General features: G+C 70.3%; 19 protein-coding genes. 1 reads left to right on the plus strand and 18 read right to left on the minus strand.

The genetic code is table 11. The features are described from left to right. Positions 1-80: 80 nt before the first annotated feature. The 15 genes from DEJ34_RS08935 to DEJ34_RS09005 all read right to left on the minus strand — a co-directional run bounded on the left by DEJ34_RS08935 (position 81) and on the right by DEJ34_RS09005 (position 12,545). Positions 81-908 carry a PP2C family protein-serine/threonine phosphatase gene (locus tag DEJ34_RS08935; RefSeq protein WP_110825104.1) on the minus strand — a complete coding sequence of 276 codons (828 nt, stop codon included), beginning with the start codon at positions 906-908 and terminating at the stop codon, positions 81-83. Positions 909-911: 3 nt separating this feature from the next. Beyond that, positions 912-1,619 (minus strand): FHA domain-containing protein, encoded by a 708-nt coding sequence (locus DEJ34_RS08940; protein WP_110911929.1) that lies wholly within the window; start codon positions 1,617-1,619, stop codon positions 912-914. A 54-nt stretch (positions 1,620-1,673) separates the two neighbouring features. Then, positions 1,674-2,222, minus strand: a complete 549-nt coding sequence (locus DEJ34_RS08945) for a hypothetical protein (protein WP_146234058.1) — start codon at positions 2,220-2,222, stop codon at positions 1,674-1,676. Between the two features lie 114 nt (positions 2,223-2,336). Then, a complete protein-coding gene (locus tag DEJ34_RS08950) occupies positions 2,337-3,107 on the minus strand; it encodes a YaaA family protein (protein WP_309146778.1) in 771 nt (256 codons plus the stop codon). Beyond that, complete coding sequence (locus DEJ34_RS08955; RefSeq protein ID WP_110825108.1) at positions 3,104-3,367, minus strand: F0F1 ATP synthase subunit epsilon; 264 nt, start codon at positions 3,365-3,367, stop codon at positions 3,104-3,106. The genes DEJ34_RS08950 and DEJ34_RS08955 overlap by 4 nt, the downstream gene beginning before the upstream one ends. A gap of 1 nt (position 3,368) precedes the next feature. After that, positions 3,369-4,823, minus strand: a complete 1,455-nt coding sequence (atpD, locus tag DEJ34_RS08960; RefSeq protein WP_110825109.1) for a F0F1 ATP synthase subunit beta — start codon at positions 4,821-4,823, stop codon at positions 3,369-3,371. A gap of 49 nt (positions 4,824-4,872) precedes the next feature. Then, on the minus strand, positions 4,873-5,775 hold the full coding sequence (locus DEJ34_RS08965; protein ID WP_110825110.1) for a F0F1 ATP synthase subunit gamma: 903 nt from the start codon (positions 5,773-5,775) through the stop codon (positions 4,873-4,875). Beyond that, positions 5,776-7,404 (minus strand): F0F1 ATP synthase subunit alpha, encoded by a 1,629-nt coding sequence (gene atpA, locus DEJ34_RS08970; RefSeq protein ID WP_110825111.1) that lies wholly within the window; start codon positions 7,402-7,404, stop codon positions 5,776-5,778. A gap of 107 nt (positions 7,405-7,511) precedes the next feature. Then, positions 7,512-8,306, minus strand: a complete 795-nt coding sequence (locus DEJ34_RS08975; RefSeq protein WP_110890829.1) for a F0F1 ATP synthase subunit delta — start codon at positions 8,304-8,306, stop codon at positions 7,512-7,514. Between the two features lie 2 nt (positions 8,307-8,308). After that, positions 8,309-8,872: a F0F1 ATP synthase subunit B gene (locus DEJ34_RS08980; protein WP_110825113.1), complete on the minus strand. Its 564-nt coding sequence runs from the start codon at positions 8,870-8,872 to the stop codon at positions 8,309-8,311. Between the two features lie 9 nt (positions 8,873-8,881). Further along, complete coding sequence (gene atpE / locus DEJ34_RS08985; protein WP_058729232.1) at positions 8,882-9,118, minus strand: ATP synthase F0 subunit C; 237 nt, start codon at positions 9,116-9,118, stop codon at positions 8,882-8,884. 61 nt (positions 9,119-9,179) lie between these two features. Beyond that, entirely contained in the window at positions 9,180-10,040 is an 861-nt protein-coding gene (gene atpB / locus DEJ34_RS08990; RefSeq protein WP_258368405.1) for a F0F1 ATP synthase subunit A, read from the minus strand. Between the two features lie 104 nt (positions 10,041-10,144). Then, positions 10,145-10,624, minus strand: coding sequence for a Cg1360 family ATP-synthase-associated protein (locus DEJ34_RS08995; RefSeq protein ID WP_110911928.1), 480 nt, complete (start codon positions 10,622-10,624; stop codon positions 10,145-10,147). Beyond that, positions 10,621-11,874 carry an MraY family glycosyltransferase gene (locus tag DEJ34_RS09000; RefSeq protein ID WP_110911927.1) on the minus strand — a complete coding sequence of 418 codons (1,254 nt, stop codon included), beginning with the start codon at positions 11,872-11,874 and terminating at the stop codon, positions 10,621-10,623. Before DEJ34_RS09000 ends, DEJ34_RS08995 begins: the two co-directional genes overlap by 4 nt. Beyond that, on the minus strand, positions 11,871-12,545 hold the full coding sequence (locus tag DEJ34_RS09005) for an L-threonylcarbamoyladenylate synthase (RefSeq protein ID WP_110825226.1): 675 nt from the start codon (positions 12,543-12,545) through the stop codon (positions 11,871-11,873). Before DEJ34_RS09005 ends, DEJ34_RS09000 begins: the two co-directional genes overlap by 4 nt. Before the next feature lie 38 nt (positions 12,546-12,583). Here DEJ34_RS09005 and DEJ34_RS09010 point away from each other — a divergent pair, with 38 nt between their 5' ends. Continuing rightward, on the plus strand, positions 12,584-13,231 hold the full coding sequence (locus DEJ34_RS09010) for an HAD family hydrolase (protein ID WP_258367553.1): 648 nt from the start codon (positions 12,584-12,586) through the stop codon (positions 13,229-13,231). Between the two features lie 24 nt (positions 13,232-13,255). Here the strand turns inward: DEJ34_RS09010 and prmC are convergent, their stop codons facing one another. Genes prmC through rho form a run of 3 tightly spaced genes read right to left on the minus strand, consistent with a single transcriptional unit; the run spans position 13,256 to position 17,436 of the window. Further along, the gene (gene prmC, locus DEJ34_RS09015) at positions 13,256-14,152 is read right to left on the minus strand and encodes a peptide chain release factor N(5)-glutamine methyltransferase (protein WP_110911926.1); all 897 of its coding nucleotides are present in this window, start codon (positions 14,150-14,152) and stop codon (positions 13,256-13,258) included. A 5-nt stretch (positions 14,153-14,157) separates the two neighbouring features. Next, positions 14,158-15,240, minus strand: coding sequence for a peptide chain release factor 1 (gene prfA, locus DEJ34_RS09020; RefSeq protein ID WP_110825118.1), 1,083 nt, complete (start codon positions 15,238-15,240; stop codon positions 14,158-14,160). A gap of 3 nt (positions 15,241-15,243) precedes the next feature. Then, positions 15,244-17,436: a transcription termination factor Rho gene (rho, locus tag DEJ34_RS09025; RefSeq protein ID WP_110911925.1), complete on the minus strand. Its 2,193-nt coding sequence runs from the start codon at positions 17,434-17,436 to the stop codon at positions 15,244-15,246. Positions 17,437-17,551: the final 115 nt, after the last annotated feature.

A 17,551-nucleotide genomic window follows, 5' to 3' on the forward strand; every position in this document is an offset into this window, starting at 1 on the left:
GTCTCCGGAGGCGGACAAGTGCCGGACCCCCAGTTCGGGGGCCTGCGTGACCGGACGGGGCGCACCCGGGCCCTCGCGGCTCAGTGGCGCGGGAGGGTGTCGTCCACGTCGTCCGGACCCGCCGGTGCAGCGTCGACCTGCAGCACGACGACCGTGACGTTGTCACGCCCGCCCGCGATGACCGCGTCGCCCACCAGGCGCTCGGCGAGCTCCTGCGGGTCCGCGACCTTCGCGGCGATGCGCGAGATGCCGACGTCGCCGATCTCCTTGGTCAGGCCGTCCGAGCACACCAGGTACCGGTCGCCGGTCCGCAGCGGGATCGTCCACCAGTCCGGCTCCGGCGGCTCGCCGAACCCGACGGCCCGCGTGATGACGTTGCTGTCGGGGTGCGACTCGGCGTCCTCGGCGCGGAGCACGCCGGCGTCGACCATCTCCTGCACGACCGAGTGGTCGACCGTCAGACGACGCAACGGCCCTCCGGCCTCGCTCCGGTAGGTGCGGGAGTCCCCCACGTTGAAGACGAGCGCCGCGGGCTGCCCCTGGCCGGCGACGAGTGCGACACCGGTCACCGTCGTCCCCGCCCCGAGGGCGTTCCCGCCCGCTGCGCGCTCGATGTCCGCCGTCGCGAGCAGCAGCGCGTGCTGGATCGTCTGGCGCGATGCGAACGACTCGTCGGTCGACGCACCGAGCCGCCGGACGACGGCGTCGCTGGCGCGGTCCCCCGCGAGGTGCCCGCCCATGCCGTCCGCGACGACGAAGAACGGCGCTGCGACGATGTAGCTGTCCTCGTTGTGGTCCCGGCGTCGACCGACGTCGGTCGCCGCACCCCAGGAGAGCGTGAGGGTCTCACCCCCGGCACCGGGGACGTCGATCGCGTGGGCGGAGGCTGCTCGGCCGAGTTCGGTCACGGTTCAGGATCGCTCTCTGGTGTTCGGGACGGACCGGGGTCCGGGGAGGGACCGGGGGGACGACGTGTCGGACGGCCACCGGTCGGACGGGCGTGCGACGACGGGCGGCACCGCCCGCGTGAACGGCGACAGCACCTCGATCCCGTTGCCGTCACCGATGTCGACAACCGTACCGGTCAGCACGACCATCGAGGCGCCGGAAGGCATCCGGTGCGGCGGAGCGCCCGCGGGCCGGATGACCGTGCCGTTGGTCGATCCGAGGTCGTCGACGACCGTGGAGGTCCCGGCGGCGGAGAAGCGCACGTGTGACGACGAGACGAGGCCGGTCGGCGACGCCACCGTGACGAGCTCCGGCGCCGCGCCCGGGAACACGCGCGGTGATGCCGGGCGTCGCCCGACGACCACCGGTCGGTCGAGGCGGTGCACGCGGTCGCCGATGCGGACGGCGGGCACCGGGACGGACGGCGTCCACCGAGCTGCCGGGTTTGACGTCTGGGCGGACGCGGACGCCGATGCTCGGTCCGACCCGGCCGCCGATGCTCCGTTGGACCCGGCCGGCGCACCGCCGGGGAGTCCGCTGCCGACGCTCCCCCAGGTGCCCGCAGCCGGGCGGTCAGCGCTGCCGACGGTGTCACCGAGGTCGTCCGGCTCCGCAGCCCGCCGGCGCGCAGGACGGAGCACGGTGTCGTCGAGGTCGTCCTCGTCGTGCACGTGCGGCTCCTCCCGTCGGCACCCCCACCGTAGACGATGCGGTGCACCGGGGCTTCACCTCCGCCACGCCGCGCGGGCGCCGGCGCGACAGGTCCGCAGCACGAGCCCGGCGAGCGGGTCGTCCGCCCGGACCGCGAGGGCGTGGCGCGCCCGGGTCGTCGCGCGGAGCTCGGAGCCGAGGGCCCACGAACACCAGGCTCCGAGTGCGAGGGCACCGGCGACACCGATCTCGGACAGCCCGGAGTCCGATGACCGCGTCCACCGACGCCACGCCTCGACGCACCGGTCCCCCGCGGTCCGCACCCGGTCCCGATCCGGTTCCGGACCCGAACCGTGCAGCGCCGACGGCGTCGGCTCGCTGAACGGGTCGAGCGGCCGGACGTCCGCGGCGTCCACCGGACCCGGATCGGCGAGGAACCGGACGAGGGCGAGCCGGGTCGCGAGCGCCCCGCAGGCGGTCGTGACCGCGACTGCTCCCGACGCACTGAGGTCCTCCGGAGCGACGAGGGCACGGGCGGCTGCCGGCAGGGTCACGGCAGCGGCGATCTCGCGGGTGTGTCGTGTGTACGGGTCGGTCGTGGTGCTGATCGTGGTGGTCTCCATGCCGACAGCCTGCCGACCGGCGACCACCGCATCGTCACTCCCGGCCCGACCCGTGGACGTGCCTGCCGCGTCCGCACCCTGTGGACGAACGGTCGGGACGGCAGGGGACGGCGGTCAGGCCGTCGCCGGCTCGAGGCTCTCCGCGACGAGGTCCCATGCGTCCCCGCGGCGTTCGAGGTCGACCCCGTTCCCCGCTGCCCAGTCGACGAGGTCCGCCGTCGACGAGACCGCTGCACCGGTCCGACCGAGCAACGCGACGAGCCGTCCCTTCGCGGTCTTGTTCCAGTGGTTCAGCGCCTTCCGCCGCCCGTCCGCGGTGACGGACACCACCCGCAGGACCACGGCGCCCTCGACCGGCCCGAGTGCCCGGTACCCCTCCGAGCGGAGGTCGAGCACGAGCCCCCCGGTGCGGCCCGTCAGGGCAGCACCCGCCGGGGCTGGCCAATGCGTCGCGAGCCGGAGGCCCGGCAGTCGGGAGTCGTGCGACAACCGGTACGCGGGCACCGGGTCCGCTGCCCCGACCGGCCCGAACATCGCCGACTGCACGACGACGTGTTCCGCCCACCACGCACGCGTGGTGGCGTCGGCCGCCGGCACGTCGAGCGGGTCGTAGAGCACGCCCGTGTAGCGCTCGATCGCCGGCATCGTCGGACTCTCGTGCAGCACGAGGTTCCGGAGCCGTTCCGCGACCGACCTCGGTCCGAGCTTGAGCGCCGCCCGCGCGGTGGACTCCTCGGAACTGACGGAGCGGGCCGCGGTGATCACCGCGGCCCGCTCTGTGGCCAGTTCCGGGAAGGAGAGCGCCCTCAGGTCGAGGGTGCGCTCCGGGTCCCCGCCCTCCCGCTTCGTCTCGGACGGCGGGAGGAGGACGGTCAGTCCGGTCAGGACGCGAGCGCGGCCTGCCGCGCCACGATCGTGACCGTGTCGTGCTCGACGGAGAGGAAGCCGTCCTCCGCGTCGACCGCGACGGTCGAGCCGTCGGCCCGCGTGATGCGGACCTGACCCTGCGCGAGGGTGGCGAGCATCGGCTCGTGTCCCGCGAGGATGCCGATCTGGCCCTCCGTCGTCCGTGCGACGACCATGGTGGTGTCGCCCGACCAGACCTCGCGGTCAGCCGAGACGACACTCACGGTGAGACCCGCCATCTCAGCGGTTCTCCTTCTGGATCTGTGCCCACTTCTCTTCGACGTCGTTGATGCCCCCGACGTTGAAGAACGCCTGCGTCGCAACGTGGTCGAACTGGCCGTCGGCGATGGCGCGGAAGGACTCGATGGTGTCCTTCAGCGGGACGGTCGAACCCTCGACGCCCGTGAACTTCTTCGCCATGTACGTGTTCTGCGAGAGGAACTGCTGGATCCGGCGAGCACGCTCGACGGTGATCTTGTCCTCTTCGGAGAGCTCGTCCACACCGAGGATCGCGATGATCTCCTGCAGTTCCTTGTTCTTCTGCAGGATCGCCTTGACGCGGGTCGCGGTCTCGTAGTGGTCAGCACCCAGGTACCGGGGGTCCATGATCCGCGAGGTCGACGTCAGCGGGTCGATCGCCGGGTACAGACCCTGCGACGCGATCTCACGCGACAGCTCGGTCGTGGCGTCGAGGTGCGCGAACGTCGTGGCCGGCGCCGGGTCGGTGTAGTCGTCGGCCGGCACGTAGATCGCCTGCAGCGAGGTGATCGAGTGACCACGCGTCGAGGTGATGCGCTCCTGGAGCACACCCATCTCGTCGGCGAGGTTCGGCTGGTAGCCCACCGCGGACGGCATGCGGCCGAGCAGCGTGGAGACCTCGGAACCGGCCTGCGTGAAGCGGAAGATGTTGTCGATGAAGAGCAGGACGTCCTGCTTCTGCACGTCGCGGAAGTACTCCGCCATCGTCAGCGCCGACAGGGCCACGCGGAGGCGCGTTCCCGGCGGCTCGTCCATCTGGCCGAACACGAGGGCCGTCTTGTCGAAGACCCCCGCCTCTTCCATCTCACCGATGAGGTCGTTGCCCTCACGGGTGCGCTCACCGACACCGGCGAACACCGACACACCACCGTGGTCCTGCGCGACGCGCTGGATCATCTCCTGGATGAGGACGGTCTTGCCGACGCCCGCACCACCGAAGAGGCCGATCTTGCCACCCTGCACGTACGGCGTGAGGAGGTCGATCGACTTGATGCCGGTCTCGAACATCGAGGTCTTGGACTCGAGCTGGTCGAAGGCCGGGGCCTTGCGGTGGATCGGCCAGCGCTCGGTGATCTCGAGCTTCTCGTCCGTGTTCAGCACGTTGCCGAGCACGTCGAAGACCTTGCCCTTGGTCACGTCGCCCACGGGCACCGAGATCGGGGCGCCGGAGTCGCGGACTTCCTGGCCGCGGACGAGACCGTCGGTCGGCTTCAGCGAGATCGCACGGACGAGGTCGTCACCGAGGTGCTGCGCGACCTCGAGACCGATCTCCTGCGACGAGTCACCGATCGTGATCGTGGTGAACAGGAGGTTGTACATCTCGGGGATGGCGTCGTGCGGGAACTCGATGTCGACGACGGGACCCGTGACACGGGCGATCCGGCCGACACCGGGCGCCGACGACGTCTCGACCGCGGTGGTGGCGGTGTCGGTCATGGCTGGTGCCTTCCTGAGGGTGGGTTCTGTCCGCGAGCTGCGCGGACCACTACTTCTTCTTCGACGAGAGTGCGTCGGCGCCGCCGACGATCTCGGAGATCTGCTGCGTGATCTCGGCCTGACGCGCGTTGTTGGCGAGTCGGGTGAAGTCGCGGATCAGCGAGTCGGCGTTGTCGCTCGCCGACTTCATCGCCTTCTGGCGGGCGGCGTGCTCGGAAGCGGCCGACTGCAGCATGGCGTTGAAGATGCGGCTCTCGATGTAGACCGGGAGCAGGGCGTCGAGGACTGCGTCCGCGTCCGGCTCGAACTCGTACAGCGGGAGGGGCTCGTCGTTCGACGGGGCCTCGACCCCGTCGACGACCTCGAGCGGGAGCAACCGGACGACCTGCGGCTCCTGCGTGGCGAGGCTGAGGAAGCGGTTGAACACGATGTGGATCTCGTCCACGCCGCCCTCAGCCGTGTCCTGGAGGAACTTCGACACGACCGCGTCGCCGATCTCCTTCGCCGTCGAGAACTCCGGCTGGTCGGTGTTGCCGACCCACTGGCGCTCGGACGGACGCTCCCGGAACGCGAAGTACCCGACGGACTTGCGTCCGACCAGGTAGAAGACGACGTCCTTGCCCTCGCTGCGGAGCAGGGAGGCGAGCTCCTCGCCCTGCTTGAGGACGTTCGTGCTGAACGCGCCGTTCAGGCCCCGGTCCGACGTGAACAGCACCACGGCTGCACGCGTCGACGTCGCCGGCTCGGTGGTCAGCACGTGGTCGACGTTCGAGAACGTCGCCACGGCCGACACCGCCCGCGTCACGGCCCGCGAGTACGGGCCGGACGCGGCCATGCGGGCCTGGGCCTTCTGGATCCGCGACGCCGAGATCAACTCCATCGCGCGGGTGACCTTCTTGGTGGTCTTCGCCGACTTGATGCGCTGTCGGTAGACCCGGACCTGTGCCGCCATCTAGCGACGACCCTTGACGATCTGCTCCTGGTCGACGTCGTCGGCCGAAGCGGACTCGACGTTCTCGGAGCCCAGGGTCTTGCCGTCGCTGGTCTGGAAGCCCTTCGTGAAGGCGTCGATCTGCTTCGACATCTCGGCGACGGTCTCGTCGCTGAGCTGGTTCGTCTCACGCAGCGTGGTGAGCACGTCCGAGTTGCGACGCAGGTGCTCGAGCAGCTCGCCCTCGAAGCGCAGCACGTCGGAGACGGGGACCTCGTCGAGCTTGCCGTTGGTGCCGGCCCAGATCGAGACGACCTGCTCCTCGACGGGGTACGGCGAGTACTGCGGCTGCTTGAGCAGCTCGGTCAGACGCGCACCACGGTCGAGCTGACGGCGCGACGCCTGGTCGAGGTCGGACGCGAACATCGCGAAGGCCTCGAGCGAGCGGTACTGCGCCAGCTCGAGCTTCAGCGTGCCGGAGACCTTCTTGATCGACTTCACCTGCGCGTCACCACCGACGCGGGACACCGAGATGCCCACGTCCACGGCCGGACGCTGGTTCGCGTTGAACAGGTCCGACTGCAGGAAGATCTGGCCGTCGGTGATCGAGATCACGTTGGTCGGGATGTACGCCGAGACGTCGTTCGCCTTGGTCTCGATGATCGGGAGGCCCGTCATCGAACCGGCGCCGAGCTCGTCGGACAGCTTCGCGCAACGCTCCAGCAGGCGGGAGTGCAGGTAGAAGACGTCGCCCGGGTAGGCCTCGCGTCCCGGCGGACGACGGAGGAGGAGGGACACGGCTCGGTACGCCTCGGCCTGCTTGGACAGGTCGTCGAAGATGATCAGGACGTGCTTGCCCTGGTACATCCAGTGCTGACCGATGGCGGAACCGGTGTACGGCGCGAGGTACTTGAAGCCGGCCGGGTCGGATGCCGGGGCGGCGACGATGGTGGTGTACTCCATCGCGCCGGCGTCCTCGAGCGCACCCTTGACGGACGCGATCGTCGAGCCCTTCTGGCCGATCGCGACGTAGATGCAGCGGACCTGCTTGTCGACGTCGCCGGACTCCCAGTTGGCCTTCTGGTTGATGATCGTGTCGATCGCGATGGCCGTCTTGCCGGTCTGGCGGTCACCGATGATCAGCTGACGCTGACCGCGGCCGACGGGGATCATCGCGTCGATCGCCTTGATGCCGGTCTGGAGCGGCTCGTGCACCGACTTGCGGGACATGACGCCCGGGGCCTGGAGCTCGAGGGCGCGACGGCCCTCCGCAGCGATCTCGCCGAGACCGTCGATCGGAGCGCCGAGCGGGTCGACCACGCGGCCGAGGAAGGCGTCGCCGACGGGCGCGGAGAGGACCTCGCCGGTGCGGGTGACCTCCTGGCCCTCCTCGACGCCGCCGAACTCGCCGAGCACGATGGCGCCGATCTCGTCCTCGTCCAGGTTCTGCGCCAGGCCGAGCGTGCCGTCCGCGAAGCGGATGAGCTCGTTGGCCATGACGCCGGGGAGGCCTTCGACGTGGGCGATTCCGTCACCGGCGTCGGTGACGTGCCCGACCTCGGCCGTGGAGGCCTTCGTCGGCTCGTAGTTCGAGACGAAGTCCTTCAGGGCATCACGGATCTCATCGGGGCTGATGGTGATGTCTGCCATGGGATTTTCCTTGTGGTTTTCCGGGGCCCTTCGGCTCCGAGAGGGTGATGCTGCCGCGGACGACAGTTCCCGTTGTGGACTTGGGTGGGGCGTCTTCGACCGTACGCTCAGCGCGCGAGCTGGAGACGGAGGTCGGCGAGCCGGGACGTGACGGTGCCGTCGATGACGTCGCCGCCGACCTGCACCCGGACCCCGCCGAGGACGGTGGGGTCGACGACCTGGTTGACGCTGATGTCCCGGCCGTACCGCTCGCCGATGCCGCGGGCGACGCGAGCCGCCTGCTCGTCGGACAGCGGGGCTGCCGTGATGACCGTGGCGACGAGCTTGTCCGCCTGGTCGGCGACGATCCGCGAGGCGTCACGGACGATCTCACCGATGCGGCGGCCGCGGGGCTGCTGCACGAGGTTCGACACGATCGTGATCGTCTGCACGGAGACCTTGCCGCCCAGGAGACGCTCGGCCAGCGAGCCCTTCTGGTCCGGGCTGCCGAGCTTGGTCCCGAGCGCGAGCTCGAGGCCGGCGTCCGAACGGACCGCGGTCTCGAAGGCGAACAGTTCGGCCTCGATGGAGGTCGACTGGTCTGCCGTCGCTGCCACGGCCCGGACGGCCGCGTCCTCGATGCCGGCGAGCAGGTCCCCCTGGGAGGACCAGCGCGATCCGGCCACCGCACTCAGGACGGCGCGCGAGGCGTCGCTCTGACCGGCGAAGACGCGGTCGATGAGGACCTTCTTGCCGGCGGTGTCGGCCGTCGGGTCCGCCAGCAGGTTGAGCAGCTGCGGCGCACGGGCGATCGCACGCCCTGCGGCGAAGATCTCCGTCCCGACCGTGAGGTCGACGGCGCCGCCGAGGTCTGCGAGGGCCGCCCGGGTGGACGACATCGCTTCGCGGGTGGCGCTACGCATGCTCAGTGCTCCGTTCCGGCAGCCGTCTGGGCGCCCTTCGACGACTCGAGGTCGGCGAGGAAGCGGTCGACGACGGCGGTCGCCTTGGCGTCGTCCCGGAGGGACTCGCCGATGACACCCGACGCGAGGTCGAGTGCGAGCGTGCCGACCTCGGTGCGGAGCGACTGGAGCGCGCTCTGGCGCTCGGCCTCGATCTGCGCCTGGGCGTTCGCGGTGATGCGTGCGGCATCGGCCGTGGCCTGCTCGCGGACCTCGTTGCCGATCGCGGTCGCGTCGGCACGGGCCTGCTCACGGATGCGCGATGCCTCGGCACGCGCGTCCGCCAGCTGCTTGTTGTACTCGTCGAGCGCAGCAGCGGCCTGTTGCTGGGCGGCTTCGGCCTTCTTGATGCCGCCCTCGATGGCCTCGGTGCGCTCATCGAGCATCTTCGTGATGCGCGGCGTGACGACACGCCACATCACGATGAAGATGATGACGAAGGCCACCGCGGACCACACGATGTCGTACACCGGTGGGATCAGCGGATTGTGGGTCTCCTCCGCCGCGATGATGAGTGCAGTCTGCATCGAAGAGCCTTACGCGGTGAAGATGAAGTACGTCGCGATGCCGATGAAGGCCAGGGCCTCCGTGAAGGCGATACCGATGTACATGAGGGTCGTCAGGCGGCCCTGGAGCTCGGGCTGGCGAGCGACGGACTCGATCGTCTTGCCGACGACGATGCCGACGCCGATGGCCGGACCGATCGCAGCGAGGCCGTAGCCAACCGTCGCGATGTTGCCGTTGATCTCCGCGAGAACGGTCGTTGCGTCCACGTGTTTTCCTTTCGAGGTGCGGGTCCGACGGTCGCCGGCCCCGTAGGGGGTCAGAAGGGTGTCAGTGCTCGTCAGCCAGCGCGAGCTGGATGTAGACGGCCGTCAGCAGCATGAAGACGTACGCCTGGAGCAACCCGACGAGGACTTCGAAGAAGCTGAAGGCGATGCCGAACGCGAGCGTCCCGACACCGAACAGCTTGAAGAGGCTCTCCGCGTCGAAGAAGAAGAACCAGGTCGCCGAGAAGAACAGGACGAGGAGCAGGTGTCCGACGACCATGTTCATCAGGAGTCGCAGCGTCAGCGTGATCGGCCGGAGCACGAAGGTCGAGACGAGCTCGATCGGCGTCACGATGATGTACAGGAACCACGGGACACCGGGCGGGAAGAGCGAGTTCCGGAGGAACGTGCCCGGGTGCTTGCGCAGGCCCGCGTAGATGAAGGCGACGTACGCGACGATCGCCAGGATCATCGGCATCGCGATGCGGCTGGTGCCGGCGATGTTCATGAACGGGACGAGACCCGTGAGGTTCATGAACAGGACGCCGAAGAAGATCGTCGCGAGGAGCGGCAGGAAGCGCTTGCCGTCCTTCTCACCCAGGTTGTCGAAGGTGTTGCGACGGACGACGTCGAAGGCGTACTCGATGAAGGCCTGTCCACGGTTGGGGACCAGCTTGAGCGCGCGGGTTCCGGCGAACGCGAAGACGAGGAGCACGGCCACCGCGAAGAAGCGGATGAGGACGATGCGGTCCATCTCGAACGCAGTACCGGCGAAGAAGATCGGGTCCGGGAAGAACTCGTTGATCGACGGACCATGGAACTCGGCGGCCTTGCTGCTCCCCGCCGCGACGGGGTTACCCGCAGCGATGAGGGACAGGGGAAGAGCGTGGGATAGCAGCGCTGTCTCCTGTGTCGGGGCGCGCACGCATGGCACGCGGAGGTGGACTGAAGTGGAGGCTTGCCCGTCCGAGCTCGTGCTCCGGCAGCGGGCTCCAGAAGCGTATCAGGTGTGCGCGGCTTCTCGGGCTCTCAGGCAGCCGGGTCGCGATCCCCAGCGTCCGTCCGGTCTCCGGGGAGGGACACCCCGATCGGGACCCGGGACCGCGCGATGACCGTGACGTCGATCACGAGCGACCCGATGACGCCGACGATGATCGCGACGGCCAACACCGGGGTGTCCACCCAGTCCCGGTCCTTGAGCGCGACGAGGACGACGATGAAGAGCACGAACTTGACCAGGAACGTCCCCATGATGGTGCCGAAGAACGCACCGGAGACCATCTGTCCGCCCGAGAACCGGATCGCGAGGAGGACGCTCACCGCGGTCAGACCGCAGAAGACGACGCTCGTCACGGCGCCGATGAGTCCGCCGGTCAAGCCGGGGCCACCGGCGACGAACCACCCGACGACACCGCCGACGAGCGCGAGGGCGGCGGCGAGGCCGGCACCCTGCACGAGGATGCGGCGGAACACCGGCCGGACGTGGTCGAGCGCGTTCGGTGCGGTCACGATGGGTCTCCAGGGGTCGAGCGGGGCCGGGGCCGCGGTCGCGGGTCCCGGACGGAGGCGGCACGGTCGAGCGGGTCGTAGCTGGCGTCGAACGGCGCACCGGCGGACGCGGTGGTCTGCGCCGCGATCTCGACGCGCTTCCGTCCGAGCGGGGCGAACGTCACGATGGCACACACCGTGAAGCCGACCGCGACGAACGCCGCGACCCACCACCAGTTCACGAAGAGGAAGAGCAGGCAGCCGAAGGCGACCACGGCCGTCCACGCGTAGAAGATGAGCACCGCGTGGAAGTGCGAGTGCCCCATGTCGAGCAGGCGGTGGTGCAGGTGCTTCCGGTCCGCGGAGAACGGCGACTTCCCGGCGCTCACCCGTCGGATCACGGCCAGGCCGAAGTCGAGGATCGGCACGACGAGGATGGCGAACGGCAGCAGGATCGGGATGAACGCCGGCAGCAGGTCGGTCCGGGTCCGGACGGCTGCGGGGTCGATGTTGCCCGTGATCGACACCGCGCTCGTCGCCATCAGGAACCCGACCAGCAGCGCGCCGGCGTCCCCCATGAAGAGCTTCGCGGGGTGCCAGTTGAGCACGAGGAACCCGGCGCAGGCCCCGACGAGCACCGCGGTGAGCAGCGACGGCAGGTTGAAGAAGAACTCCGTCTCCACGACCACGCGGTTGATGAAGAACGTGTAGAGGAAGAACACCCCGCCCGCGATGATCGCGACACCGGCCACGAGTCCGTCGAGCCCGTCGATGAAGTTCACCGCGTTCATGACGAGCACGACCGCGAGCACCGTGAAGATGAGGCTCATGTAGGACGAGCCGACACCGAGCGTGTTGCCGATCGGCAGCGAGACGATCGCGACGCCCTGCCAGGCGAGGATCCCCGCGGCGATGATCTGTCCGGCGAGCTTCGTCATCCAGTCGAGGTCCCAGATGTCGTCCGCGACGCCGAGCACGACGATGATGGTCGCGCCCGCCAGGACGGCGATCACCCGCCCCGGCTCGCCGAACACGAGCCGGAAGTAGTCCTGTCCCGCGATCGCCGGGAAGAGGAACCACGCGCAGAGCAGGGAGACGATCACGCCGAGGAACATCGCGATGCCCCCGAGACGCGGGGTGGGCGTCCGGTGCACGTCTCGCTCACGGACCTTCGGGTACCACTTGTACTTGATCCCGAGCTTCCACACGAGCCAACTGACGAGGAAGCTCACGACCGCCGAGATGACCCCCGCGAGCAGGTAGAACTTCACCGGACGAGGTCGTCCCCGACGACCCGTCTGATCTCGTCGTCCGGGATCACACCGTGGCGGACGATGCGGAGGCCCTCCCCCGCGGACAGACCGGTCGCGTCCACGATGGTGGAACCGGTCGACGCTGCAGCACCGTCGTGCGGCGCCAGCGCTCCGCCGTCGAGGTAGACCGCGACGCTGTCACCGAGCATGCGCTCGGCGTCGTCGACGTCCATCGCGGCCGGGTCGCCGGTGGAGTTCGCCGAGGAGACCGCGAGCGGACCGACCTCGCGCAGGAGCTCGAGGGCGATGCGCGAGTCCGGCATCCGGAGCGCGACGGTCCCCCGCGTCTCACCGAGGTCCCAGTCGAGCGACGGCTGCGCACGGAGGATCACGGTGAGACCACCGGGCCAGAACGCATCGACGAGCTGGCGCACCGGCTCGGGGACCTCGCTGGCGAGCGCGTCGAGCGTCGCGACGCCCGGGATGAGCACCGGCGGCGGCGACTGCCGCGTCCGGCCCTTCGCGTCGAGCAGGCGCTGCACGGCCGAGGCGCTGAACGCGTCCGCCGCGACGCCGTAGACGGTGTCGGTGGGCACGACGACGAGTTCGCCCCGACCGAGGGCGGTCCGTGCGAGCCGCATGCCGGTCAGGAGCCCGTCGGGGTCGGAACAGTCGTATCGGGAAGCCATGACCTGCACGATGATAGTGCGCGAGGATAGGAGGCATCGTGAACGAGACGCCCGCGCCCCCACTCCTGTTCCTCTTCGACATGGACGACGTCCTCGTCCGCTACGACTGGACGACCCGGATGGCCGGGCTGACCGAGCTGACCGGGCACGACTTCACCGAGCTCCGCCGCCGCTGGTGGGACACCGGGAACGAGCAGCGGGCCGAGGCCGGGCACTTCGCGGACGCCGACGCCTACCTCGCCGCCTTCGAGGAGGCCATGGGGTGCCCGGTCCCCGAGACGGAGTGGGCACGCGTCCGCGGAGCGGCGATGACCGAGCTGCCGGACCGGGTCGAGGCGGTGCGGATCGCCAAGCAGCACGGTCGGGTCGCGCTGCTCACCAACAACGGTCCGCTCGCCGGTCGGTGGCTGCACGAATGGGTCCCGTCGCTGCCGCCGCTGTTCGAGGAGCACCTGGACACCACGAGCGCGTTCGGCGCACGGAAGCCCGATCCGGAGGTGTTCCGGCGCGTGCTCGCCCACCACGGTGTCCCGGCCGAGCGCACCTTCTTCGCCGACGACATGCCCGAGAACGTCGCCGGGGCACGGAGCGTCGGCATCACCGCCGTGCTCGTCGAGCACGACACCGACCTGCGGGGTGCGGTGCGGACGTTCGTCGCGGCCCACGAGACGGCACCGGTCGTCTAGGAGCCGCCGCCCGGCACACGCCGGTCAGCGCGTCGCGGTGGTCGTGCGGTCGCGTCCGGTGAGGTCGACGTGCGTCTCCGGGGACCGGAAGCCCCGGCCGGCGAGCACCGCGCGGACGCCGGCGCCCTGCTGCTCGGCGTGCTCGACGACGAGCAGTCCGCCGGGCACGAGCAGGCGCCACGCGGTCTCGGTCAGGGCCCGCACGGCGTCGAGCCCGTCCGGTCCGCCGTACAGCGCGAGCGCCGGGTCGTGGTCGCGGACCTCGGGGTCGATCGGGACCGCGTCGTCGGGCACGTACGGCGGGTTCGACACGACGACCGACACCCGGCCGTCGAGCTCCGGCAGCGCGTCGGCGAGGTCGCCCTCGACGAGGTGCACCGTCCCGCCGTGTGCGTCCACGTTGCGACGCGTCCAGGGCAGGGCCTCGGGCGAGCGTTCGACGGCGTACACCACGGCGTTCGCCACCTCGGTGTCCATCGCGATGGCGATCGCACCGCTCCCGGACCCGAGGTCGACGGCGATCGGCTCGGGCACCGCGGTCGCCCGGAGCGCGTCGATGCCGAACTGGACGACCGACTCGGTCTCCGGCCGCGGGACGAACACGCCCGGGCCGACCGACAGGGTCAGCGCGCGGAAGTGCGCCTCGCCGGTGACGTGCTGGAGCGGTTCACGGGTGACGCGACGGGCGACGGCGTGCCGGAAGCGCTCGACGTGTCCCTCGGCGATCGCTCCCCCGGTCATCGCACGCGCCTGCACGGCACCCCGCGACGTGTCCGTCGCCCAGGCCAACAGGAGTTCCGCGTCGACCTGCGGCGTCGGGACGCCTGCCGCGGCCAGGGCCGCTGCCGCCTCGCGCAGGAGCCGGTCGGCGGCGAACGCGGGCTGGGGACCCGAGGTGGGGCGGGCCTCCCGGCCGGACACGCCGATCAGGCGTCCTGGTCGCCGAGGGCGGCCAGGCGCGCCTCTTCGTCGGCCTGGATGGCGGACTGCACGACCGGTTCGAGTGCGCCGTTCATGACACGGTCGAGGTCGTACGCCTTGTAGCCGGTGCGGTGGTCCGCGATCCGGTTCTCCGGGAAGTTGTACGTCCGGATGCGCTCCGAACGGTCCATCCCGCGGATCTGCGACTTGCGGGCGTCGGAGGCGATCGCGTCACGCTCCTCCTGCTGGCGCGCGAGGATGCGGGCCCGCAGGACGCGCATGCCGGCCTCGCGGTTCTGCAGCTGCGACTTCTCGTTCTGCATCGCGACCGTGATCCCCGTCGGGAGGTGCGTGATGCGGACCGCGGAGTCCGTCGTGTTGACCGACTGTCCGCCGGGACCGGAGGAGCGGTACACGTCGATCTTCAGGTCGTTCTGGTTGATCTCGACCTCCTCCGGCTCGTCCACCTCGGGGAAGACGAGCACGCCGGTCGTCGACGTGTGGATGCGCCCCTGCGACTCGGTCGCCGGGACGCGCTGGACGCGGTGCACACCGCCCTCGTACTTGAGGTGTGCCCACACGCCCTGCGACGGGTCGGTCGCGTTCGACTTGATCGCGACCTGCACGTCCTTGTAGCCACCGAGGTCGGACTCGGTGCGCTCGAGCATCTCGACCTTCCAGCCCTTGCCCTCGGCGTAGTGCGAGTACATGCGGAGCAGGTCGGCCGCGAACAGCGCGGACTCCTCGCCGCCCTCGCCGCCCTTGATCTCCATGATGACGTCACGGCCGTCGTCGGGGTCGCGCGGGATGAGGAGCCGGCGGAGGCGCTCCTGGCGCTCCGCCAGCTGCTCCTCGAGCCCCGGGACCTCGTCCGCGAACGCCTCGTCCTCGCGCGCGAGCTCGCGGGCGGCGGCGAGGTCGTCCCCCGCCGCCTGCCAGCCCTCGTACGCGGCCTTGATCTGGCTCAGCTCGGCGTACCGCCGGTTGACCTTCTTGGCGCGGGCCGGGTCGGCGTGGAGCGCGGGGTCCGACAGCTGCTGCGTCAGTTCCTCGTGTTCCGCCAGCAGCCCTGCCACCGACTCGAACACGCGTTACTCCTGGTGGCCGCTGCCGTGGTGACCGTTGGTCGCCGGCACCGACTTCTGGATCTGGACGAGGAACTCCACGTTCGACTGCGTCTCCTTGAGGTTCCGGAGGACGACGTCGAGCGCCTGCTGCGGGTCGAGCCCGGCGAGGGCCCGACGGAGACGCCAGGTGATCGCGACCTCGTCGGCGGAGAGCAACTGCTCCTCGCGACGGGTGCCGGACGCGTTGATGTCGACGGCCGGGAAGATCCGCTTGTCGGCGAGGTGCCGGTTGAGGCGGAGCTCCATGTTGCCGGTGCCCTTGAACTCCTCGAAGATCACCTCGTCCATCTTCGACCCGGTCTCGACGAGCGCCGTGGCGAGGATGGTCAGCGAGCCGCCGTTCTCGATGTTGCGGGCGGCGCCGAAGAAGCGCTTGACCGGGTAGAGCGCGGCGGAGTCGACGCCACCGGAGAGCACGCGACCCGACGGCGGCGTGGCCAGGTTGTACGCGCGGCCCAGTCGGGTGATCGAGTCGAGCAGCACGACGACGTCGTGGCCCAGCTCGACGAGGCGCTTCGCACGCTCGATGGCGAGCTCGGCGACCGTGGTGTGGTCCTCGGCGGGACGGTCGAAGGTCGAGGCGATGACCTCGCCCTTCACCGTGCGCTGCATGTCGGTGACCTCTTCGGGACGCTCGTCCACCAGGACGACCATGAGGTGGGCCTCGGGGTTGTTCTTCGAGACGGCGTTCGCGATCGCCTGCAGGACGACGGTCTTGCCGGCCTTCGGCGGGGAGACGATGAGACCGCGCTGGCCCTTGCCGATCGGCGACACGAGGTCGATGATCCGGGTGGAGATCTTCGCGGGCTCCGTCTCGAGGCGCAGGCGCTCGTTCGGGTACAGCGGGGTGAGGTCCTGGAAGTCGACCCGGGCCGCGGCCTCGTCGGCGGTCTGACCGTTGATCGTGTCGATCTTGACGAGCGCGTTGTACTTCTGACGGCTCTGCTGCTCGTCGTTCCGCGGCTGCTTGATCGCGCCGACGACCGCGTCGCCCTTGCGCAGGTGGTACTTCTTCACCTGACCGAGGGAGACGTAGACGTCCTCCGGCCCCGGCAGGTAGCCGGTGGTGCGCACGAACGCGTAGTTGTCGAGGACGTCGAGGATGCCGGCGATCGGGATGAGGACGTCGTCCTCGGTGACCTCGGGCTCGAACTCGTCGTTCTGGCCGCCGCGACCACGCTTGCGGTCACGCTGGCGACGGGTCCGACCGTTCTCGGCCTCCTGCTCGGCGGCGCGCTGCTGGTCGGCACGCTGCTGGTCGCCGCGCTGCTGGTCGCCACGCTGCTGGTCGCCACGCTGCTGGTCGGCCTGCTTCTGCTGGCCGTTCTGCTTCTGCTCGCCCTTGTCGGCGTTCTGCTGCTTGCCGTTCTGCTGCTGCTTCGGCTCGGCCTTGTCCGCCTCGGGCTGCTGGCCGTTCTGCTCGGCCTGGTCGCCGTTCTGACCGCGACCACGACCACGACCGCGACTGCGACGACCGCGACGAGCGCCGCCTTCGGCCTGGTCGCCCTGGTCGGACTGGTCGGCCTGCTGGCCCTCGTTCTGCTGCGCGACGTCCTGGTCGCCCTGCTCGGCGGCGTCCGCGGCCGGGACCTGGACCTCCGCGGTGGCGCCCCGGGCCTCCTGGCCGTCGGCCTGCTGCGCCTGGCGGTCGCGACCGCGACCACGACGCTGACCGGTCTGGGCGGCCTCCTGCGCGTCCTTCTCGGCGCGGACCTGGTCCAGCCCGGCGAGGAGGTCCTCGGTGCCGGTGTGGCCGGCGTTCGTGTGCGAGGCCGCGGCGGTCGGCTCGGCGCTGACGGTGCCACCGGAGGAGGCACGGCGGTTGCGGCGACCGCGGGCCGGGGCTTCGGCGACCGGTGCGGCGGGCTGCTCGTCGCGCTCCGCCGGCGCCTGCTGCACGGGCTCCGCGGCAGCGACCTGCTCGGTGGTGTCCGCGACCGGGGTGCCGGTGCCGGCACCGTCGAGGGTCGGCGTGACCGTGGCGGGCGCCTCGGCCGGACGCTTGTCCTCGATCGAGGCGATGAGGTCGCCCTTGCGGAGCTTCGAGAGCCCGGTGATGCCGAGGGACGAGGCGATGCGCTGGAGCTCCGGGAGACGGAGCGCGCGCAGGTCAGTGGGGATCTCCACCGAACCGGTGGAGGTGGTGACGTCGGTCACGATGCTGATGGTTCCTTCCGACCGCAGAACGCGGAGAGTTTCCACCGTTCCCGTCGCGGATGTGCAACGGCCGTCGTTCAGACGACGGACCGGGAACGGTGATCTGGAGAGAGTG

This window comes from Curtobacterium sp. MCPF17_050 (genome assembly GCF_003224435.2).
Lineage (GTDB): Bacteria > Actinomycetota > Actinomycetes > Actinomycetales > Microbacteriaceae > Curtobacterium.